This is a genomic window from Flavobacterium sp. B183 (assembly GCF_023539155.1).
Classification (GTDB): domain Bacteria; phylum Bacteroidota; class Bacteroidia; order Flavobacteriales; family Flavobacteriaceae; genus Flavobacterium; species Flavobacterium tructae.
In genome coordinates this window covers 3,684,558-3,702,512 of record NZ_CP097434.1, presented here as the reverse complement: position 1 = coordinate 3,702,512, position 17,955 = coordinate 3,684,558, and the positions used below count along the sequence as shown (strand labels likewise).

12 protein-coding genes, 2 tRNA genes and 1 pseudogene are annotated in these 17,955 nt (G+C 35.0%); 10 read left to right on the top strand and 5 right to left on the bottom strand.

The features are described from left to right. Positions 1-10 precede the first annotated feature (10 nt). Entirely contained in the window at positions 11-556 is a 546-nt protein-coding gene (locus M4I44_RS15735) for a hypothetical protein (RefSeq protein WP_249965297.1), read from the top strand. Positions 557-898: 342 nt separating this feature from the next. Continuing rightward, positions 899-1,312: a 3-hydroxyacyl-ACP dehydratase FabZ family protein gene (locus tag M4I44_RS15730; RefSeq protein WP_070908121.1), complete on the top strand. Its 414-nt coding sequence runs from the start codon at positions 899-901 to the stop codon at positions 1,310-1,312. A gap of 272 nt (positions 1,313-1,584) precedes the next feature. Here M4I44_RS15730 and M4I44_RS15725 read toward each other — a convergent pair whose 3' ends face one another. Then, complete coding sequence (locus M4I44_RS15725) at positions 1,585-2,052, bottom strand: hypothetical protein (protein ID WP_249965296.1); 468 nt, start codon at positions 2,050-2,052, stop codon at positions 1,585-1,587. Between the two features lie 12 nt (positions 2,053-2,064). Then, positions 2,065-6,270, bottom strand: coding sequence for a DUF6531 domain-containing protein (locus M4I44_RS15720; RefSeq protein WP_249965295.1), 4,206 nt, complete (start codon positions 6,268-6,270; stop codon positions 2,065-2,067). Between the two features lie 758 nt (positions 6,271-7,028). Between M4I44_RS15720 and M4I44_RS15715 the strand changes: the two genes are divergently transcribed. The 7 genes from M4I44_RS15715 to M4I44_RS15685 all read left to right on the top strand — a co-directional run bounded on the left by M4I44_RS15715 (position 7,029) and on the right by M4I44_RS15685 (position 14,072). Continuing rightward, positions 7,029-7,745: a type 1 glutamine amidotransferase domain-containing protein gene (locus M4I44_RS15715; RefSeq protein ID WP_249965294.1), complete on the top strand. Its 717-nt coding sequence runs from the start codon at positions 7,029-7,031 to the stop codon at positions 7,743-7,745. A gap of 12 nt (positions 7,746-7,757) precedes the next feature. Continuing rightward, positions 7,758-8,807, top strand: a complete 1,050-nt coding sequence (locus M4I44_RS15710; protein WP_017497223.1) for a hypothetical protein — start codon at positions 7,758-7,760, stop codon at positions 8,805-8,807. A 26-nt stretch (positions 8,808-8,833) separates the two neighbouring features. Continuing rightward, positions 8,834-10,195: an aldehyde dehydrogenase gene (locus M4I44_RS15705; RefSeq protein ID WP_017497224.1), complete on the top strand. Its 1,362-nt coding sequence runs from the start codon at positions 8,834-8,836 to the stop codon at positions 10,193-10,195. Positions 10,196-10,283: 88 nt separating this feature from the next. After that, positions 10,284-11,216: an NAD-dependent epimerase/dehydratase family protein gene (locus M4I44_RS15700; RefSeq protein ID WP_249965293.1), complete on the top strand. Its 933-nt coding sequence runs from the start codon at positions 10,284-10,286 to the stop codon at positions 11,214-11,216. 41 nt (positions 11,217-11,257) lie between these two features. Continuing rightward, positions 11,258-12,169 carry an AraC family transcriptional regulator gene (locus M4I44_RS15695; RefSeq protein ID WP_017497226.1) on the top strand — a complete coding sequence of 304 codons (912 nt, stop codon included), beginning with the start codon at positions 11,258-11,260 and terminating at the stop codon, positions 12,167-12,169. Between the two features lie 17 nt (positions 12,170-12,186). Next, positions 12,187-12,915, top strand: coding sequence for a nitroreductase family protein (locus tag M4I44_RS15690; RefSeq protein ID WP_249965292.1), 729 nt, complete (start codon positions 12,187-12,189; stop codon positions 12,913-12,915). 176 nt (positions 12,916-13,091) lie between these two features. Next, positions 13,092-14,072: an alpha/beta hydrolase gene (locus M4I44_RS15685; protein ID WP_249965291.1), complete on the top strand. Its 981-nt coding sequence runs from the start codon at positions 13,092-13,094 to the stop codon at positions 14,070-14,072. Positions 14,073-14,376: 304 nt separating this feature from the next. Here M4I44_RS15685 and M4I44_RS15680 read toward each other — a convergent pair. Continuing rightward, a tRNA-Arg gene (locus tag M4I44_RS15680) sits at positions 14,377-14,450 on the bottom strand. A 146-nt stretch (positions 14,451-14,596) separates the two neighbouring features. Continuing rightward, positions 14,597-14,670, bottom strand: a tRNA-Arg gene (locus M4I44_RS15675). A gap of 116 nt (positions 14,671-14,786) precedes the next feature. Here M4I44_RS15675 and M4I44_RS15670 point away from each other — a divergent pair. Next, the gene (locus M4I44_RS15670; protein WP_249965290.1) at positions 14,787-15,299 is read left to right on the top strand and encodes an adenine phosphoribosyltransferase; all 513 of its coding nucleotides are present in this window, start codon (positions 14,787-14,789) and stop codon (positions 15,297-15,299) included. Positions 15,300-15,416: 117 nt separating this feature from the next. Here the strand turns inward: M4I44_RS15670 and pheT are convergent. Next, positions 15,417-17,836 (bottom strand): annotated as a pseudogene (gene pheT, locus M4I44_RS15665) (phenylalanine--tRNA ligase subunit beta). Between the last annotated feature and the right edge of the window lie 119 nt (positions 17,837-17,955).

Here is a 17,955-nt window from a genome sequence, read left to right as displayed (position 1 = left end):
TCTTCTTAGCATGAAAACAAGTAAAATATCCTTCGAAACGAGCTCTTGGGCAGGGGAGGTGTCGGGAAATCCAATGAAAGCCATTGATGCTTTTTTTTCCTATGCAGATCTCGATTATTACAAACAAAATTTAACCAAAGTGGTAGTTTACAGTTATAAGAGTGAGGTTCACGAAGCAAACAATCCCTCGAATGCTTTTGTTTTTTATACGGCTATGAACAATTTTCTCAAATTGTGTTACTGCCTGCTGGAGAAAAGCAAAAAATGGCAAGTTATGGAGTCTTTGCACGATGAAGCACTTTTTCCTCTTTCTTCGCTGACAAAGGAAGAATACGAGGATCCTTTTATCGTATTTCAAAAAACATTTGATGAAAAAACACCTGAAGAATTTGAATCGTTTCTGTGTCTGATCCTGGAGCTTTCAACGTCTCCCAATGCCCAAGATCCGTACTCTGATCTCACAACACCTTATATTTATTTAATCAAAATGCTCGATGCCACAGCGCTAATGAAAGATAGAGGTATTGAGAAAATCAGAAAAAATGAAACTGCCTGATGCTGTAGCGGAATAGTCCTTATTCAAATTTTAAAAATAAGAATAGGGCGTAGAAAAATCTCTTCGCTGGTGCAGGCGTCTTACTCGTGCGATCGATGTTGTCTCGTACTGAAAAAAGGTTACATACTTACACTTAAATCCTAAAATAGATTTGCATTCCTATTTTATTACTGCTATCCGTTTACAATAGTCGGGCTTTTTACATAATAATTTGTTAATCTATACTTTTACTCTACCAAAAACGTTCTAAATTGTGTTATAATTTGTAGTAGAGCTAATGAAATGTTTTACGATATCTTAGTGAAGGAAAAAAATAAAGTATTAAACCGTAAAAAAAGCAACATGTTAAAAGAAATTGAAAGTTTAATTCCGCATAGGAATCCTTTTTTATTTGTAGATAAAATAGTGTCATTTTCAAATGAAACCATTGTTGGTATTAAGACATTTGACGAAAGAGATCTTTGGTTAAAAGGAAGTGTCCCTATGTCTGAGTATATACCTGGAACAATATTGATAGAATCAATGGCGCAATGTGGCGGTGCAGGAGTTAAACTTTTAGGAATTACAAATGGAATTTTTGGACTTGTCAGTATTGAAGATGCTGAATTTTTTGCAACTGCAAAGTTTACAGATGATATTAAATTTGTAATACAAAATATTCGTTTAAGTGAAAAGATAATTAAGCAGTCCGGAATTGCTTATGTAGGAGATAAAGAGATCATTAAAGCAACCTGGATGTGTGTAAAATTGCAATAATGCAATTCATCAAAGCACCCCAGCTTTCCGAAGTGCTCAACTGAAAAGCTGCGCAAATGTCTCTGACTTTGCGCTTTTTTATGCTTATTGAATTATTAAAGTTCATAGAAGTCTCCCGACTTTTTATATTTATTTCTTAATATTATTTTGATTCTTTCTTGTCTAGAAATTAGACGTTTGCAAGTTGGCGCAAAGTCAGAGACATTTGCGCAGCACTTGTGAGGTACACTTTGCAGAGCGGGGGTTTTAATAAACTCTTACCACTATCTCAGTTATTCCCAGTCTTTTTGTTCAATTACAATAATTTCAGGGTTAATCAAATTAATTCTATATTTTAAATTACTTGACGAATAGGCATGAATTTCATTGTTATTAAATTCGATTTTATAAAATGGATTCGAATCTGTAAAAAAAAGAGCCCATAAAAAATCATTAGACTTATCTGTGCAAGCTATAAATCCTTCATTTCCCATTCCTCCTTCACCTCCAAAAACAACATATTCATTATTAATTTCCAATCTATTTGAAAAAACTTCGAAAGTTGTCCAAATATCAGGATTAAATTTTTCCAAACTTTCTATAGTTGTTTCGCAAAGAGGAAATGAATAATATGAAACATTATTTATATTATTAACATTATAACAATTCAAAATTATAATTTCACCATTGTTCTTTTGCAAAGAATTTATTCCAATTAATTCTTCATTTAACCAATGATCTAGTATTATTTTATTTTTCATTTCTAAGTATTTTTAATGACAAGCAATAACAGTTGGTTTAGTCCTGGTTCCAGTATTAGGTAATTGAATTTTAGGCAAGTCTGGTCTGTTTTTTGGTTTTGAATTTAACTTTCCTTTTAAATTTTTACCATAAGTTCCTCCTCCAGGCATTGAATCCTCAGGTTTTACTTTAATTATTGGGACTTCTGTTAATCCTGCATTTTGGGCAGCTAACAACCTTCTATTGTCTAATGAAACTAATTCTCCATCAACTTCAACAACTCTAAGTGCACTAGGTGTCTGATGATCATCAGGAAATTTATCCCACTTCCAAGTACCATCTTTCATAGCTTTTTCATAAGCTTCAGTTTGACCATTTACATACCCTTGAGAATAATTTAATAAATTAGGATCTATCATTTCTGCTAATCCGAAAATATCTACCCAATTATTAGAATCATGAACAAAAGCATACAAATTTGGTTTATTTCCTGCTAGTCTTATTGGATCTTGTGAAATATATCCCCCAGTTTCAGGACTATAATATCTAAACCTATTATAATAAAGCTCAGTTTCTACATCCTCATATTGTCCCAATTGTCTAAATGGAATAAAATTCCTGTCACCTTTTTGATCTTTCAGGCAACCATAAATATCATAATCAGTTTCCCAAACAAGACTTCCAGTTTCATTATAGGCCTGTAAAGGACGACCAATATAATCGTTAATGATAGCGAACTTTTCTTCTCCAATTATCTTAGCTGATGGAACAAAACTTCCTTCGTCATAAACCCAGGTAATTAAATTCTCAACAGGTTCCGGTTTATCATAGGCTAAATCATCCTCAGTGGCGATTAATTCAGGACGATCTTTTAAATCGTATTTCCATTCGTGAATAAGAACGTTTCCATCCCAAACATAGCGATTTATTATTTGGTTTGCAATTTTTGCGGTGCGTCGACCCAGGGCATCGTACTCAAAATGAACTTTCTTCCCATCAGGGTTGGTAATGCTCTCGAGCATACCATTCGCCAGCCAGTTATAGGTGGTATCTCCGTCCTGCCACTGCTCGTGTTCTTGTTGTAATCTGGTTTCTTCGGTTTTGTTACCTGCCAGTTTATCGATCCAGTTGGTTGGTTCTTCGAATTTTAGTTCTTCGTTGATGTTTCTGGTACTTTTGTGTATCAGATTACCCAGTTCATCGTATTTATAATGATACTTTTCGTCTTTCAATAATTTTCCACCTTTACCATACTTACGATCGCTGCGATCCGGAGTTTTGTAAAGATTTCCTACTGCATCCGGGGTTTTGTACAGCTGTTCTTTACCATTATAATCGGCTTTGGCCAAATTACCAAAGTCATCATAATCAAAGTAGGCGATATTGGAAGTCATTTGATTTACGGCACTGCGCAATTGCTGGTTGGTATCCCAGTTATAAAAGCGTGATCCAGTGCGTTTGCCATTGGCAAATACTTCCTGTTCTTTTTGTTTTCCACTGTTGTTGTAGCTCGTTTTAATATGGAGTCCACCTGTGGTAAAGCGTTCTATTTCTCTTCCCAGTTCGTCGCGTTTCAGGGTGGTTTCCCACTTTTGGTGCTGTTCTTTGAGTTCGTTGCTTTGTGCCTCGATGCGTTCCAATTGTCCTTTTGAGTCGTAATACGTACTGATCTCTGCTCCCAATGAACTATTTATAGCAATACGCTGTCCAAGTTTATTGTAAGTAGAGGTAAGGGTAATGGCATTTTTGGTGTTATCTAACTGTTGTTTCTGGGTTTCTTTTACGATACGCCCCATTTCATCACGTTCCAGAAGGATACTTACGTTTTGATTTATGGCCTCTGTTAAAAGTCCGTTTTTGTTGTAGCTGTAGGTTTCCCAGGTACCGTCATGATAGTCGGCTCTGGTGATGCGTCCCAGTGCATCTTGTTCGTATTCGGTAAATCTGCCGTTGCCATGGTCAATTCTGGTCACTTCACCTGCCAGATTGCGCTGGTATTTTTTGACCATACCATCAAAAGCAGTTTCTTTGATTATTTGTCCGGCTTTGTTGCGGCTAAAATAGTAGACTTCGTTGTCTTCGTTTTTGATGGCTTGCAACTGTTCCATCTTGTCGTAATCAAAACGAACTTTCACGCCATTTTGCTCGCGTGTGGCAAGGCTTCCCAGTGGAGTATAACTAAACTTAATCTTGTTTTTATTGTCTTTTAAAGCTATTATCTCGTCATAATTGTTATACGTGAACTGTATGACATTACTGTCTTTTTCAACAATTTGTCTTACCCGGTCTAATGCATCGTAACTAAAATAATCAGCCATCTGCATTGGGGTGTAGATCGCTTGTACGCGCCCACGATGGTCGTACTCCCATGATTTTAGTTTTTGGTTGTTCTCACGCCATTCTATCAAATTGTATTGATCGTCATAAATGAGTTCGAGTTTGTTGTTGTTTTTGGCCACTGTCGCTAATAGTCCATTATCATGATAACTAAAGTGGGTAGTGGTTTTATCGGGAGCAATAATCGTTTTAAGCTGATCCTCTTTATCTTCTTTGTACAGATAAATGGTTTTATTCCCTTCGGGATCTATGGCAATCGATGGACGATTCTCCTCATCATAAATCATGATTTCTTCGGTACCATCCGGATAAACAGTGCCAGTTTTGTTACCTCTGTCATCGTAGTTAAAGCCCAGAATGCGTCCTTCGGGATCAATCTCGCGATGGAGTTCCATAAACTCCGTATAATCATAAAAGGTACTGTTACCCATTGGGTCTTTCACTTGTGTGATGAGCTGGCTTGGCTCGTAATAATAGGTGGTTACGGCCAGATTAGAGTCTGTTATCAGATTGTAACCTTTCTCAGGATGGTATTCCATCCAACCCTCCTGCCAGCCGCCGTCACCCCAGGTGTGGATACAGCGGTTTTGAGTGTCATATTCCCAGTAAAAGGCTTGTCCGTTACGATCGGTTTTTTTGACCATTAAATGATTTTCATATTCAATGGCTGTCGGTTTTTGCAGTGCATCAATAATAGCACTTATGTTACCTTGTTCATCGTACTCATAGGCTACTAAAAGTTCGTCCTGTTCTGGTCCAACAAGCTTCAGCTTTTGAATAAATCCATCCTTAGTGCTTACTTTGATTTCTCTGCCTGCAGCATCGATGATTTTTGTCAAACGGTTTGCTGTAAATTTGAAAGCGATGCTAAGGCCGCTAATATTATTAATCTTGGTAAGTTGATATTTTTTACCGTCAAAAAGGGTAAACTCATAAAAAAGCTTGCTTTGATGATCGTAAGTCTGATAACCATCCTGAGTTTTTTTAAGGGTAGTTTTTTCTTCACGTAAGTAAAACTCTTCCTCAGGCAGCAGCATCGGAAAAACAACAAGTCGCCCGTCCTCCATGCGAAGTCCTAAGGCATCGTCCTCGGGGTATAATTCTACGGCTCTGTCATATACGCAATGTACACCATGACCCAGCCATCCTACATATTGGGAATCTGAATACCAGCTGCGTTTCCAATTTAGAGGAATTGGGCTGGTCAAATCAAAATCACTGCCTTCATAAATCACCACGCCATTGACCACATTTACGGGGTCATTAACACATTTACGGAGTCCATCTTTAAGCCCTTTAGGACCTTTTGATCCCTTAAGGTTAATCTTTTTAACAAGACCTCTAACTTTTTTCATTAGAGTACTAAAGCCAATACTAGCTAGTAAACCTGTAAGAACCCCACCCCAATCAGGAGGATAGGGTCCACCAACCATAACAGGTTTCCCCGTTGGGATAGGCAATGAAAAGGAGGTCGGGGCAAAAAGAGTTGGGGCAAACGGCAGCATTTTCTTGCCTATTTTGGTTTTCCCTAAAGACATCGAGAGCGGAATCCCAATATCATTGCAGGTCATTAGCATATGTCCTTTGGGGCTCATTCGGGTACCGTCTGAGAATACAGTTTTAGAAGCAAAAAAGTTCATGCTTTCATGGCCTATGATAGGTGTCATAAGCCAGGGCGGTGTAAAAAGAGGAATGTGCATCAGTGGAATTATAATACCGCTGGTGTCTGAGTTTCCACGTTTAAATCCATTTACATGCACCGTGGCACCTAAAAACGGAATATAATCAAATGGATCAATGACAATGCCTATATAAGGATGAAAAGGGTTAAAAGGGGGTAGGGTAGTAAAATGGATGTCTATCCCCACTACAATGGTTAAATGGTTATCGGTTAATAGCATGTTTAGTAGGTGTCGCTTAATTATTGGGTGCTTCTATTATATTGGGGGCTTATTTATTTGCTATCCAATGTCATTACTAAAAGAATGATATAGCTATAGCTTTTTGTAAATACATTACGTTCACTATATTTCTTGTAGGAAGAAGAAGAATATCGAAATACAGTTATGAACGAAAATACAACAGTATTTTGGATACACAAACTAATTTGTAAGATTTATTATAAAGAAAAGACTCTAATTTGTTAGTTTAAGGAATTAGAAAAAAAGCATAAAAAAAATCCCATTTCATACGAAATGGGATTTCTGTGACCCTTACTGAACAATTTACAAACCATTTTATGAATGATTTAAAGAAATTGGCTTATTTTGAGGTTATTTTGTAAGATAATTAATCTGATATCTAAATAGGAGATGGTTTGTATGTAATGTAGGGGTTAAACGTTAAAAAAAAATAAAACATTTTAATACACATACATTTTTAAAGTTATTAAGTCGTAACATTCTTTTGTGAAATTCTTGAATTCGTAAACGGCATTTAAAAAAGTTACGGATTTAAAAATATGCCCTTATCATTATCTGCAATTTTCGTTTGCATATGCAAATATTAATGTTCCTCATATTACAAGCAAATTACTTTCTGACTCGTTTTTTATAATTAAAATTTCAACAACAACAGAGATTATGTTATAATTTCAGTTGATTAGGTTACTTCTGCTTTGCATTTAAGACGGAACTTTGTATCATCAAAAAGAGATATTATGAACACATTGAAATTATTAATTATTGTTACTGGGATTAATATGTATGACGATGGACAATTGCCAACTGGTCTATGGCTCAGTGAACTTACCCATATCTATGATAAAGCTAAAGAGCAAGGGTTTGAAATTACCATAGCAAGTCCAAACGGTGGAGATACACCGATTGATCCTGAAAGTTTAAGACCTTTAGTTTTGGATAAAGTATCTAAAGGATATTGGAATAATATTCAATTTAGAGAAGAATTAAAGCACACCAAAAGTTTAAAAGAAGTATCAAAACAAGAATTTGATTGTGTTTATTTAGCAGGTGGACATGGGACTATGTATGATTTTCCAAATGATACTATTCTACAAAAAATCATTAAAGATCATTATGAGAACAATAAAAAAGTGGCTGCGATTTGTCACGGGGTAGGCGGATTGTTGAATGTTAAACTTTCCAATGGCAATTATTTGATAAAAGACAAAAAGATAACTGGATTTAATTGGTTTGAAGAAAGTCTTGCCGGACGAAAAAAGAAAGTTCCATTTAATCTTGAAGCAGCATTAAAGGAAAGAAACTCCGATTATAAAAAAGCTTTCATTCCTATGACTTCAAAAGTAGTTGTTGACAGTAATTTAATTACTGGTCAAAATCCTTTTAGCTCTAAAGAAATGGCAAGAGTAGTAATGAAAGAACTTGAAAAAATTAAAACAAACTCAGATACTAAATAAAACTATAACACAGTGAAAAAAATAAAAATCATATTTTTTGTAGTAGCCCTAGGAGCAATTCTACTTTTTATACCAGGCTTCTTTCTAAGCAGTGCCATCATTAATACAGCATCAGCAAATTCAAATCTGAAAGCAATAAACAACGATTCAATAGCTAAAAACGATACCATTATTGAATTGGCAGGTCATCAACTACCTGTTTTAAAGGGCGGTATGTTTGACAGATTCCATTCCAACTCACCCCTTTCCGTAGTCGCAGAGGAAAGACCTGATATAGATTTAAGCTGGTTCAAAACCCTTCACAAAGAAAAAAAAGATGTTGGCTTTATCACATATTCACCAAACTTTTATTACAGCAATAGTAGTATTACTGCTATTTATACAGCAGATATGAGCAAAATAAAAGAGCTACTTCCTGCGGAAGTAAACGAATTGGTCAAACCGATTTCTTATACACCCGGTAGAGGATTGATCGCTATTACTTCCTATGCTTACCATTTTTGTGATAATGATTCATACAATGAACTCTCTATCTCTATTGTAACCACTAAACCAAATAAAAGTAATTGGGGACTAATTTCTTTAATGGGTGAAGTGAATGATAAAAGTTTATGGGGCTATGTATTAAAATTACCTGTTAATACTGAATTAGCAAGAGTTCGTGGAAAAGTTGGATATAATTTACCGAAATGGTTAATCCCCATTGATTATAACACTGATGGAAACAATGTAACTTTCACTTATTATGATGAAAAAGGAAATTTGGATTTTTCAATGACAGGTAAAAAATTAGAAGTTACCAATTCAACACCTGAAGTTATCCGTTCAAATTTTATCAATCTAAATAGTAAAGGTCAGTTAACACACGGTTACAGTGATGTAAGAGGACTAAAAAAAGCATCAAGTAAAAAAGCAGAAGATATTCAATTGAATCTTTCAGATGGTCCGATATCAGTATTTATAAAATCTTTGAGCTTAAAAAAATTAGTTCGTTACGATTACCAACCTGAATTTCAAGCAGCGTTACACACACCCGAATTAGTGACCGAAAGCAACAGATAATTCAACTCATTTTAAAAATTAAGGAAATGGAATTCGCTAAAATATTTCTATCCCAGAAGGAGTTTTTCAACACTCATCAAACAAAAGATGTGGCGTTTAGAAAGGAAACTTTACTAAAGTTGAAAGATATTTTGAGAGGAAACGAACAACGCCTATATGAAGCAATTTATAAAGATTTTCGTAAAGGTTCTTTCGATACTTTTTTAACCGAACTCAATTTAGTTTATAAAGAAATCAATTATTTTATAAAGAACTTAGATAAGCTTACTAAACCCAAAAAAGTAAATACGGCTTTGAGTTTACAACCCGGACACAGTCGTATTTATGCAGATCCTTTGGGTGTAACGTTGGTGATTGGCGCGTGGAACTATCCTTATCAATTAACATTAGTTCCGATGGTGACTGCCATTGCAGCAGGTAATACTTGTGTTGTAAAACCAAGTGAACTTCCCGAAAATACAATGCACCTTTTGGCAGAATTAATCAACACCAATTTTCCTTCTCATTATTTATATGTAGCTGAAGGTAGAATACCTGAAACTACAGAATTATTGAAATTACGTTGGGATAAAATTTTCTTTACAGGAAGCCCGAAAGTAGGACAGATTGTATATGAAGCAGCAGCAAAAAATCTTGTTCCGGTTACTTTGGAATTAGGTGGAAAATCGCCTGCAATTGTAACCAAAACAGCCAATTTAGAAGTAGCCGCAAAACGTATAGTTTGGGGTAAATTTTTAAACGGTGGTCAAACATGTATTGCACCGGATTATTTATTGGTCGAAGAATCAATTAAAGACAAATTTCTAAAATTGTTAAAAGATAAGATTGCAGAAATTGACTATAGTGATGGTGCAGAACACTATACAAGCATTATCAACAAAAGGAATTATGATAGGATATTAGGTTTGATTAATCCTGATAAAATATTTTACGGAGGAAAACACAATGAGGAAACGCTTTACATAGAACCTACAGTTTTAGCCAATGTGACGCATGATGATACTGTAATGCAGGAAGAAATTTTTGGTCCTGTTTTACCTGTGCTTTCATTTAAAAATTACGATGAAGCTCTTGAAAAAATCATTGACGGAGAAAAACCTTTGGCAGCCTATCTTTTTACAAATAATGATGATGAGAAAGATAAACTACTAAACAGAGTTTCCTTTGGTGGTGGTTGCATCAATGATACATTGATGCAGATTACAAGTGATTATCTTCCTTTTGGCGGGGTTGGAAATTCCGGGATTGGTCATTATCACGGTGAATTCGGATTTTTGACATTCTCACATCAAAAATCAGTAATAGAGAAAACAACTTGGGGCGAACCCGATTGGAAATATCCGCCTTATTCAGATAAAAAAATGAAGTGGCTAAAAAGGGTAATGTAACAGAGATAATGTTACAACAACCCATAACAGAGTTACGTCTATCACTATGATAATACTGAACTTTGCAGTAGAATTTAAAACTAAAAAAATGCAGGTAATATTAGGAGCCAATGGTCAAATTGGCGAAGAATTAGCAAGAGAATTGAAGAGAAATTATACTTCAGAGATAAGAATCGTAAGCAGAGAAGCAAAGAAAGTTAATGATACAGATATAGTATTTTCTGCTGATTTATCTAATAAAAAAAGTGCTATTGAAGCTGTAAAAGAAAGTGAGATTGCTTATTTTACTTTAGGGCTTCCTATTAGTTCTGCCTTATGGGAAAAACAATTTCCTCTCATTCTGCGAAATGTCATTGATGCCTGTAAAATCAACGGAACAAAATTGGTTTTTTTTGACAATACTTATATGTACCCGCAGGATGGTCGTTTGCTCACTGAAGAAACCCTTTTCGATCCAGTTGGAAGAAAAGGAAAAGTAAGAAGAGAAATGGCTGAAATGGTTTTGAAAGAAATAGAATCAGGTGAACTCGAAGCGGTTATTTGTCGTGCACCAGAATTTTATGGACCTGGTAAAACACAGAGTATAACCAACACTTTGATTTTTAATAGTATAAAAGAAAATAAAAAATTGAAGGTGCCTTTGAGAAATGATAAATTGAGAAGTTTAATTTGGACACCAGATGCAAGTAGGGCAACAGCTTTAATTGGTAATACACCTGATGCTTTCGGTCAAACTTGGCATTTGCCGATTGATGATAACATGTTAAATTATAATCAGTTTATCAATCTGGCATCAAAAATTTATGGGAAAAAATTGCAATATTCAGTTGTACCAAAATTTGTTTTTAAAATTGGCGCAAAATTTAATGAAAGAGTGAAAGAATTGCAGGAATTACTTCCAAGATATAAATATGATAATTTATTCGACGATTCAAAGTTTAAAAAGCGTTTTCCTGATTTTCAGGTGACAACATATAAACAAGGTATCGAACAAATTAAGAATGAACAATTATTAAAATAAAAAATTGTAACTTAGTGATGTATAAGTCAGAATTTCAACAAATGAAAACTCCTTCAAAAGTTTCATCAATAAGTGCATTACATCAATTTTTAGGATTAAAAAGCCCTTCTAATCCGTTGATCAGTGTATTTAATTTTGATGATGTAAAGTTGGAGCCTGAAACAATTTTAAGCACAATAACAACTGATTTTTATGTGGTTGCTCTTAAAAAAGAGTGTGCAGGAGGCAAATGTAAATATGGCCAGCAATATTATGATTTTGATGAGGGCATAATGTACTTTATAGCTCCGCATCAAGTATTGCAGTTTGAAGATGTTCTTCTTAATGGTGTTAAAGGATTTGTTGCGGTAATACATCCCGATTTTTTGCAGGGATACAACTTGGCTGCCATAGTTAGAGACTATGGCTACTTTTCATATTCAACCAGTGAAGCTTTATTTCTATCTGAAAAGGAAGAAAAATCGATAATGGACATAATTGAAAATATCAGTAGTGAGATTGATGCCAACATGGATTCATTTACTCAGGATTTATTAGTGTCTAATATCGATTTGCTTCTGAAGTATTGCAATCGTTTTTACAACCGTCAGTTTTTGACAAGAAAAAAAGCCAATAACGATTTACTTAGTAAATTGGAAAATGTACTTGATGGTTATTTCAAAAATGACAAATTGGAGAAAGATGGCATTCCTACGGTTCAATATGTTGCTAACGAATTACACCTAAGTCCTAATTATTTAAGCGATATGTTAAGAGTTCACACAGGACAAACAACTCAACAGCATATTCAGAATAGAATTATCGAAAAATCAAAAGAACTGCTCTCTACCACTTCTTTGTCAGTTTCTGAAATTGCTTATCATTTAGGTTTTGAACACCCGCAGTCTTTTCACCGCTTGTTTAAAAACAGAACCTCTATTTCGCCTTTAGAGTTCAGACAATCATTTAATTAATGCTATTTAAAATAACGATGAATTTAACTGAAATATTAAATTTTAGACGTTCCGTTCGGGTTTATGATAAAGAAAAACCTATTGATGAAGAAAAGGTAAAAGAATGCTTAGAATTGGCAACTTTGGCTCCAAATAGTTCCAATATGCAATTATGGGAGTTTCATCATATAACAAAACCAGAATTATTAAAACAAGTATCTAAGGCTTGTCTAGACCAAACTGCAACTTCAACAGCTTCACAAATTGTAATTTTTGTAACCAGAAGAGATTTATTTCGAAAGAGAGCGAAATTTGTTTTAGATTTTGAAAAAGGGAATATTCGCCGGAATAGCCCGCAAGAACGTCAAGAGAAAAGAATTAAGGATCGTGAATTATACTATGGTAAAATAATGCCTTTACTCTATTCGCGTTTTTTTGGGTTACTTGGAATTTTCAGGATAATTTTAACAAAGATTATTGGATTATTCAGGACTATTACAAGAGAAGTCTCTGAGAATGATATGAGAGTAGTTGTTCATAAATCATGTGCTTTGGCAGCTCAAACTTTTATGATTGCAATGGCTAACGAAGGGTATGATACCTGTCCTTTAGAAGGTTTTGACAGTAAAGTTTTAAAGGGCATTTTAAAATTGCCTCAAAGTGCCGAAATTAATATGGTAGTTTCATGTGGAATTAGAAAAGAAAATGAAGGCATCTGGAGAGAAAGATACAGAGTTCCTTTTGAAGAAGTATATATAAGAAATTAATTTTCATATATATATTTCAACCAGAGATTTGGTTACACACTTAATTGATTCAGTTACACAATCTTGCCAATTTATCAGGAAATTTGTTAGTGATAAGTTTCATCAAAATCTAAGTCAAGAATAAAAATTACTTAGAGCACTTTGTTTAAAAATATTAATCATTAAAATTTACTTTTATGGCACAACCAATTCCAGCAGAAAAAGACCCTCAAATCCTCTTACAAATTAGAGATTTTTTAAATGCTCTAAATAACAGTGGTGGCAGACCATTGGAAACAATGACGCCTCAAGACGCAAGACAAGTACTGATAGATGCTCAAAAGTCAGTAGAATTTGATTATTCAGATATTGTTGAATCCGAAAGAGAAATTACACAAGATGGTTATACAGTAAATATTCATATTGTAAAACCTGCCGATGCAGTTTCTGAAAAACTACCAGTATTTATGTTTACACATGGTGGTGGATGGATATTAGGGGATTATCCTACCCACAGGAGATTGGTACGGGACTTAGTCGTAAATAGTGGGGCAGCAGCAGTTTTTACAGACTATACACCATCGCCTGAAGCTAAATATCCAACCGCTATTAATCAAATTTATGCGGCTACAAAATGGGTTTCAGAAAATGGAGACCAGATAGGAGTAGATGGTAAAAATATGGCGGCCGCCGGAAACAGCGTTGGCGGAAATATGACTGCTGTACTTTGTCTTATGGCAAAAGATAAAGGTGGCCCTGAAATAAATTTCCAATTACTTTTATGGCCAGTAACAGATGCTGATTTTACACGTGAATCTTGGCAAAAATATGCTGAAGGCAGATTCTTAACAGCAAGCTTAATGAAATGGATGTGGGATAACTATACTACAGATTTAGAGCAAAGAAAAGAATACTATGCTACCCCGTTCAGTGCTTCAGTTGAAAAATTGAAAGGATTGCCACCTGCATTAGTACAATTAGCCGAGAATGATATTCTTTTTGATGAAGGATTAGCTTATGCCCGTAAGTTAGATGAGGCTGGTGTTCCTACAACAATTCAAACCTTTAACGGATTTATCCATGATTATGGTTTGTTAAACCCATTAGATCATATTGATGCGGTTAAATTTTCATCTGAACAAGCTGCCTTGGGCTTAAAAAAGGCTTTATTTAGTTAGTAAAACTTAAAAATGTGTAGAGGTCAGCTCATAGTTGCTGGCCTCTTTTTTTTATGATTAGTCGGATATTTTCCTCAATACTTCTCTTCTTCAATTTCCACAAACTTAAATTATTGTTAATATAGAGATAATGGATTTGTTGCAAATATAGTGTTTACAATGTTTTACTGGTGGTTTGTGTCCAGTGGAGTTAACTTGATAGGATTTACAAATCTCTCATTTTTAGATGTAAAAGATGGTTAAATAGCGTAGAGAAGACATAAAAAAAAAGCTAAAACTTTCGTTTTAACTTTTTTTTAAGAAGTGACCTCGACTGGATTCAAACCAGTAACCTTCTGAGCCGTAATCAGATGCGCTATTCAGTTGCGCCACGAGGCCTTTTTGTTTTTTCAATTGGGCTATTTTTCAGTAGCTTTGTTGATTGCTTATTGCGGGTGCAAAGATAAGCATATGTCTATTTCATCAATAAGGAATTAAAGAGAAAAAAAAAGACAAAAGATTTTTTTATCCTTTGCCTTTATTAGTGACCTCGACTGGATTCAAACCAGTAACCTTCTGAGCCGTAATCAGATGCGCTATTCAGTTGCGCCACGAGGCCTTTTTGCTTTTCAATCTGGCTATTTTTCAATAGCTTTGTTGATTGCTTATTGCGGGTGCAAAGATAGGCATAAATGTGAGATATGCAAGCATGAAATAATATAAAAATAAAAAAAAATGCAGATTAAAAAATATATACGTGATATTCAAGGATTTCCGAAAAAAGAAATTTTATTTAAAGACATCACTCCGTTGCTAAATGACCCAATTGCGAGAAAAGAAACTGTTTTTATTCTGGCGGAATCTTTAAAAGGGCAAAAAATCGATAAAGTGGTGGGAGCCGAAAGTCGGGGCTTTTTCTTTGGGATATTACTGGCTCAGGAATTAAACGCAGGCTTTGTTCCGGTGAGAAAGCCAAATAAGCTGCCATACGACACGATTTCGGCTTCGTACGAACTCGAATACGGCACAGACAGTTTAGAGATGCATACAGACGCCATAAAGAAAGGAGACAGGGTTTTGATTCACGATGATGTTTTGGCCACAGGAGGAACCGCAAAAGCCGTTTGTGAATTGGTAGAACGACTAGGAGGGGAGATCGTACAATGCAATTTTCTAATGGAGCTTAGTTTTTTGAACGGAAGAGAGAAGATTAACAGCTATCCTATTTTCTCTGCTTTGACGTATTAGTAATAAGGTACGTTCGCCAATCAATTCACTAAGATGTGACAAAAAATAAAATTCCAAATTCCAACATAATAATTGGAATTTGGAATTTAAACATTTAAAATTTATTTCTTTTTAAAACTATCTCAAGGTTGCCCCAAGTTCAGTTTCGAAAGTCTGCTGTAATTTCGACATGATTTTGTCAATTTGAGCATCTGTAAGCGTTTTAGTGTTATCCTGAATGGTAAAACTCAAAGCATACGATTTTTTGCCTTCCGGAAGTTTGTTTCCTTCATAAACATCAAACAGGTTAATATCTTTTAAAAGTGACTTTTCTGTTTGTCTCGCAAGGTTAAAAATACTTTCGTAAGTGGTACTTTTATCAATCAGTAAAGCCAAATCTCTTCGAACTTCAGGATATTTTGGAATTTCGGTATATTTAATTTTTCCGGTAATGATTTTCAGAATCAAATCCCAGTTGAAATCAGCAAAGTAAACATCTTGTTTGATTCCGAAATGTTTCAATATTGATTTTTTAACAACTCCTATTTCAACTAAAGTCTCGCTGTTGTAGCAAATTGCCGTTCCTTCTGCGAAAACATCCGATTGTACCGGAGCATTTGTAATTTTATCAATTCCTAAACGTGATAGTACGCCTCTTACATATCCTTTTAATAAAAAGAAATCAGTAGCTTTTTGAGGATTCGTCCAGCTTTCTTTGTTTCTGTTTCCTGAAATTAACAAAGTAAGGTGTTTGTGCTCCTCATATCCGTTAAGATATTTATGATACGTTTTACCAAATTCAAATAATTTTAAATCCGAATTCTTTCTGTTGATGTTATACGAAATAGCTTCTAAACCTGAAAACAGCAAAGACTGACGCATGGTCGATAAATCACTGCTTAAAGGGTTCAGGATCGTAACATTGTGCTCTTCTTTTAAAGCAGAGGATAATTTTGCATATGCTGCTGTGGTTAATGAATTGGCCATCATTTCGTGAAACCCTTGCGAGTTCAGTTGAGAGGCAATTACATTTTGAACCTTATAATCTTCTGTTCTTGGAGAATTAGCAACGGTTGCATTGAATTTTTTAGAAAAATTAATGTTGTTGTATCCGTAAACTCTCAGAATTTCTTCAATCACATCAATTTCACGCTGCACATCTACACGGTAAGCGGGGATCGTTAAACCTAAACCTGAATCTGAAACGCTGTTTACTTTTATATCTAAAGAAACCAGAATTTTTTTATGGTATCTTTTGGAATCTCTTGTCCTATAATTTTTGAAACATGACTGAAATTCAATAAAACTGAAAAATCTTCTACTTTTTTAGGGTAAACTTCTATCACATCAGAAGTGATTTTTCCTCCGGCTACTTCCTGAATTAAAAGTGCCGCGCGTTTTAAAGCATATTCTGTAATGGTTGGATCAATTCCTCTTTCAAATCTAAAAGAAGCATCCGTATTTAGCCCGTGTCTTTTAGCGGTTTTACGCACGCTTACGGCATCGAAATAAGCACTTTCTAAAAATATAGCGGTCGTTCCTTCTGAAACTCCGGATTTTTTACCTCCAAAAACACCTGCAATACAAAGTGGCCCTTTTTCGTCACAAATCATCAAATCTTCTTTGTGCAAGGTTCTTTCGACATCGTCTAAAGTCACAAATTTAGTGCCCTCAGGAAGTGTTTTTACAATTACTTTTCCATTGATTTTCGCTGCATCAAAAGCATGTAATGGCTGTCCTAATTCGTGTAAAACATAATTAGTAACATCGACAATATTATTTTTAGGAGTCAGTCCGATTGCTTTAAGACGATCTTGTAACCAGGCTGGCGATTCTATAACTGTAATTCCGGAAATAGTTACTCCGCAGTATCTTGGGGCCAAAAGAGGCTCTTCAACCGTAACGTCAATTTTTAAAGTACGCATGTCTACTCTGAAATTGCTCACTGATGGTGTAATTAATTCGATGTTTACACCACGCTGCAGCATTCCTGCTCTCAAATCACGGGCAGTACCCAGGTGACTCATAGCATCTGCACGATTTGGAGTCAATCCAATTTCGAAAACTTCATCGTTGACAACTTTAAAAACTTCTGCAGCAGGAGTTCCCGGAACTAATCCTTCGGCCAAAACCATAATTCCGTCATGACTTGTTCCCAGACCTAATTCATCTTCGGCACAAATCATTCCGTGACTTTCTACTCCACGAATTTTTCCCTTTTTAATAGTGAATTCAGCACCTTCTTTATCGTATAAAACCGTTCCGATTGTAGCAACAGGTACTTTTTGTCCCGCAGCAACGTTAGCAGCTCCGCAAACAATTTGAATAGGAGCTTCTAAACCAATATTTACAGTGGTAACTTTTAATCTGTCGGCATCAGGATGTTTTTCACAGGTCAATACATGCCCCACAACAACACCTTGTAAACCGCCTTTGATCGACTGGTATTTTTCGACAACTTCTACTTCAAGCCCTAAATCTGTTAGTAGCTCTGAAGTTTGATCAGATGGCCAGTCCGTTTTAATAAATTGTTTTAACCAATTGTAAGATATTTTCATTTTGCTTTTTTATTCTTGTATGAGGTTACAAATATAAGAATTGCACATTGTAGTAAGAAACAATTTATTTGCTTTTTTCGGACTATTCTTTCAGAGAGAAATTTTAGAATATGTAAGTC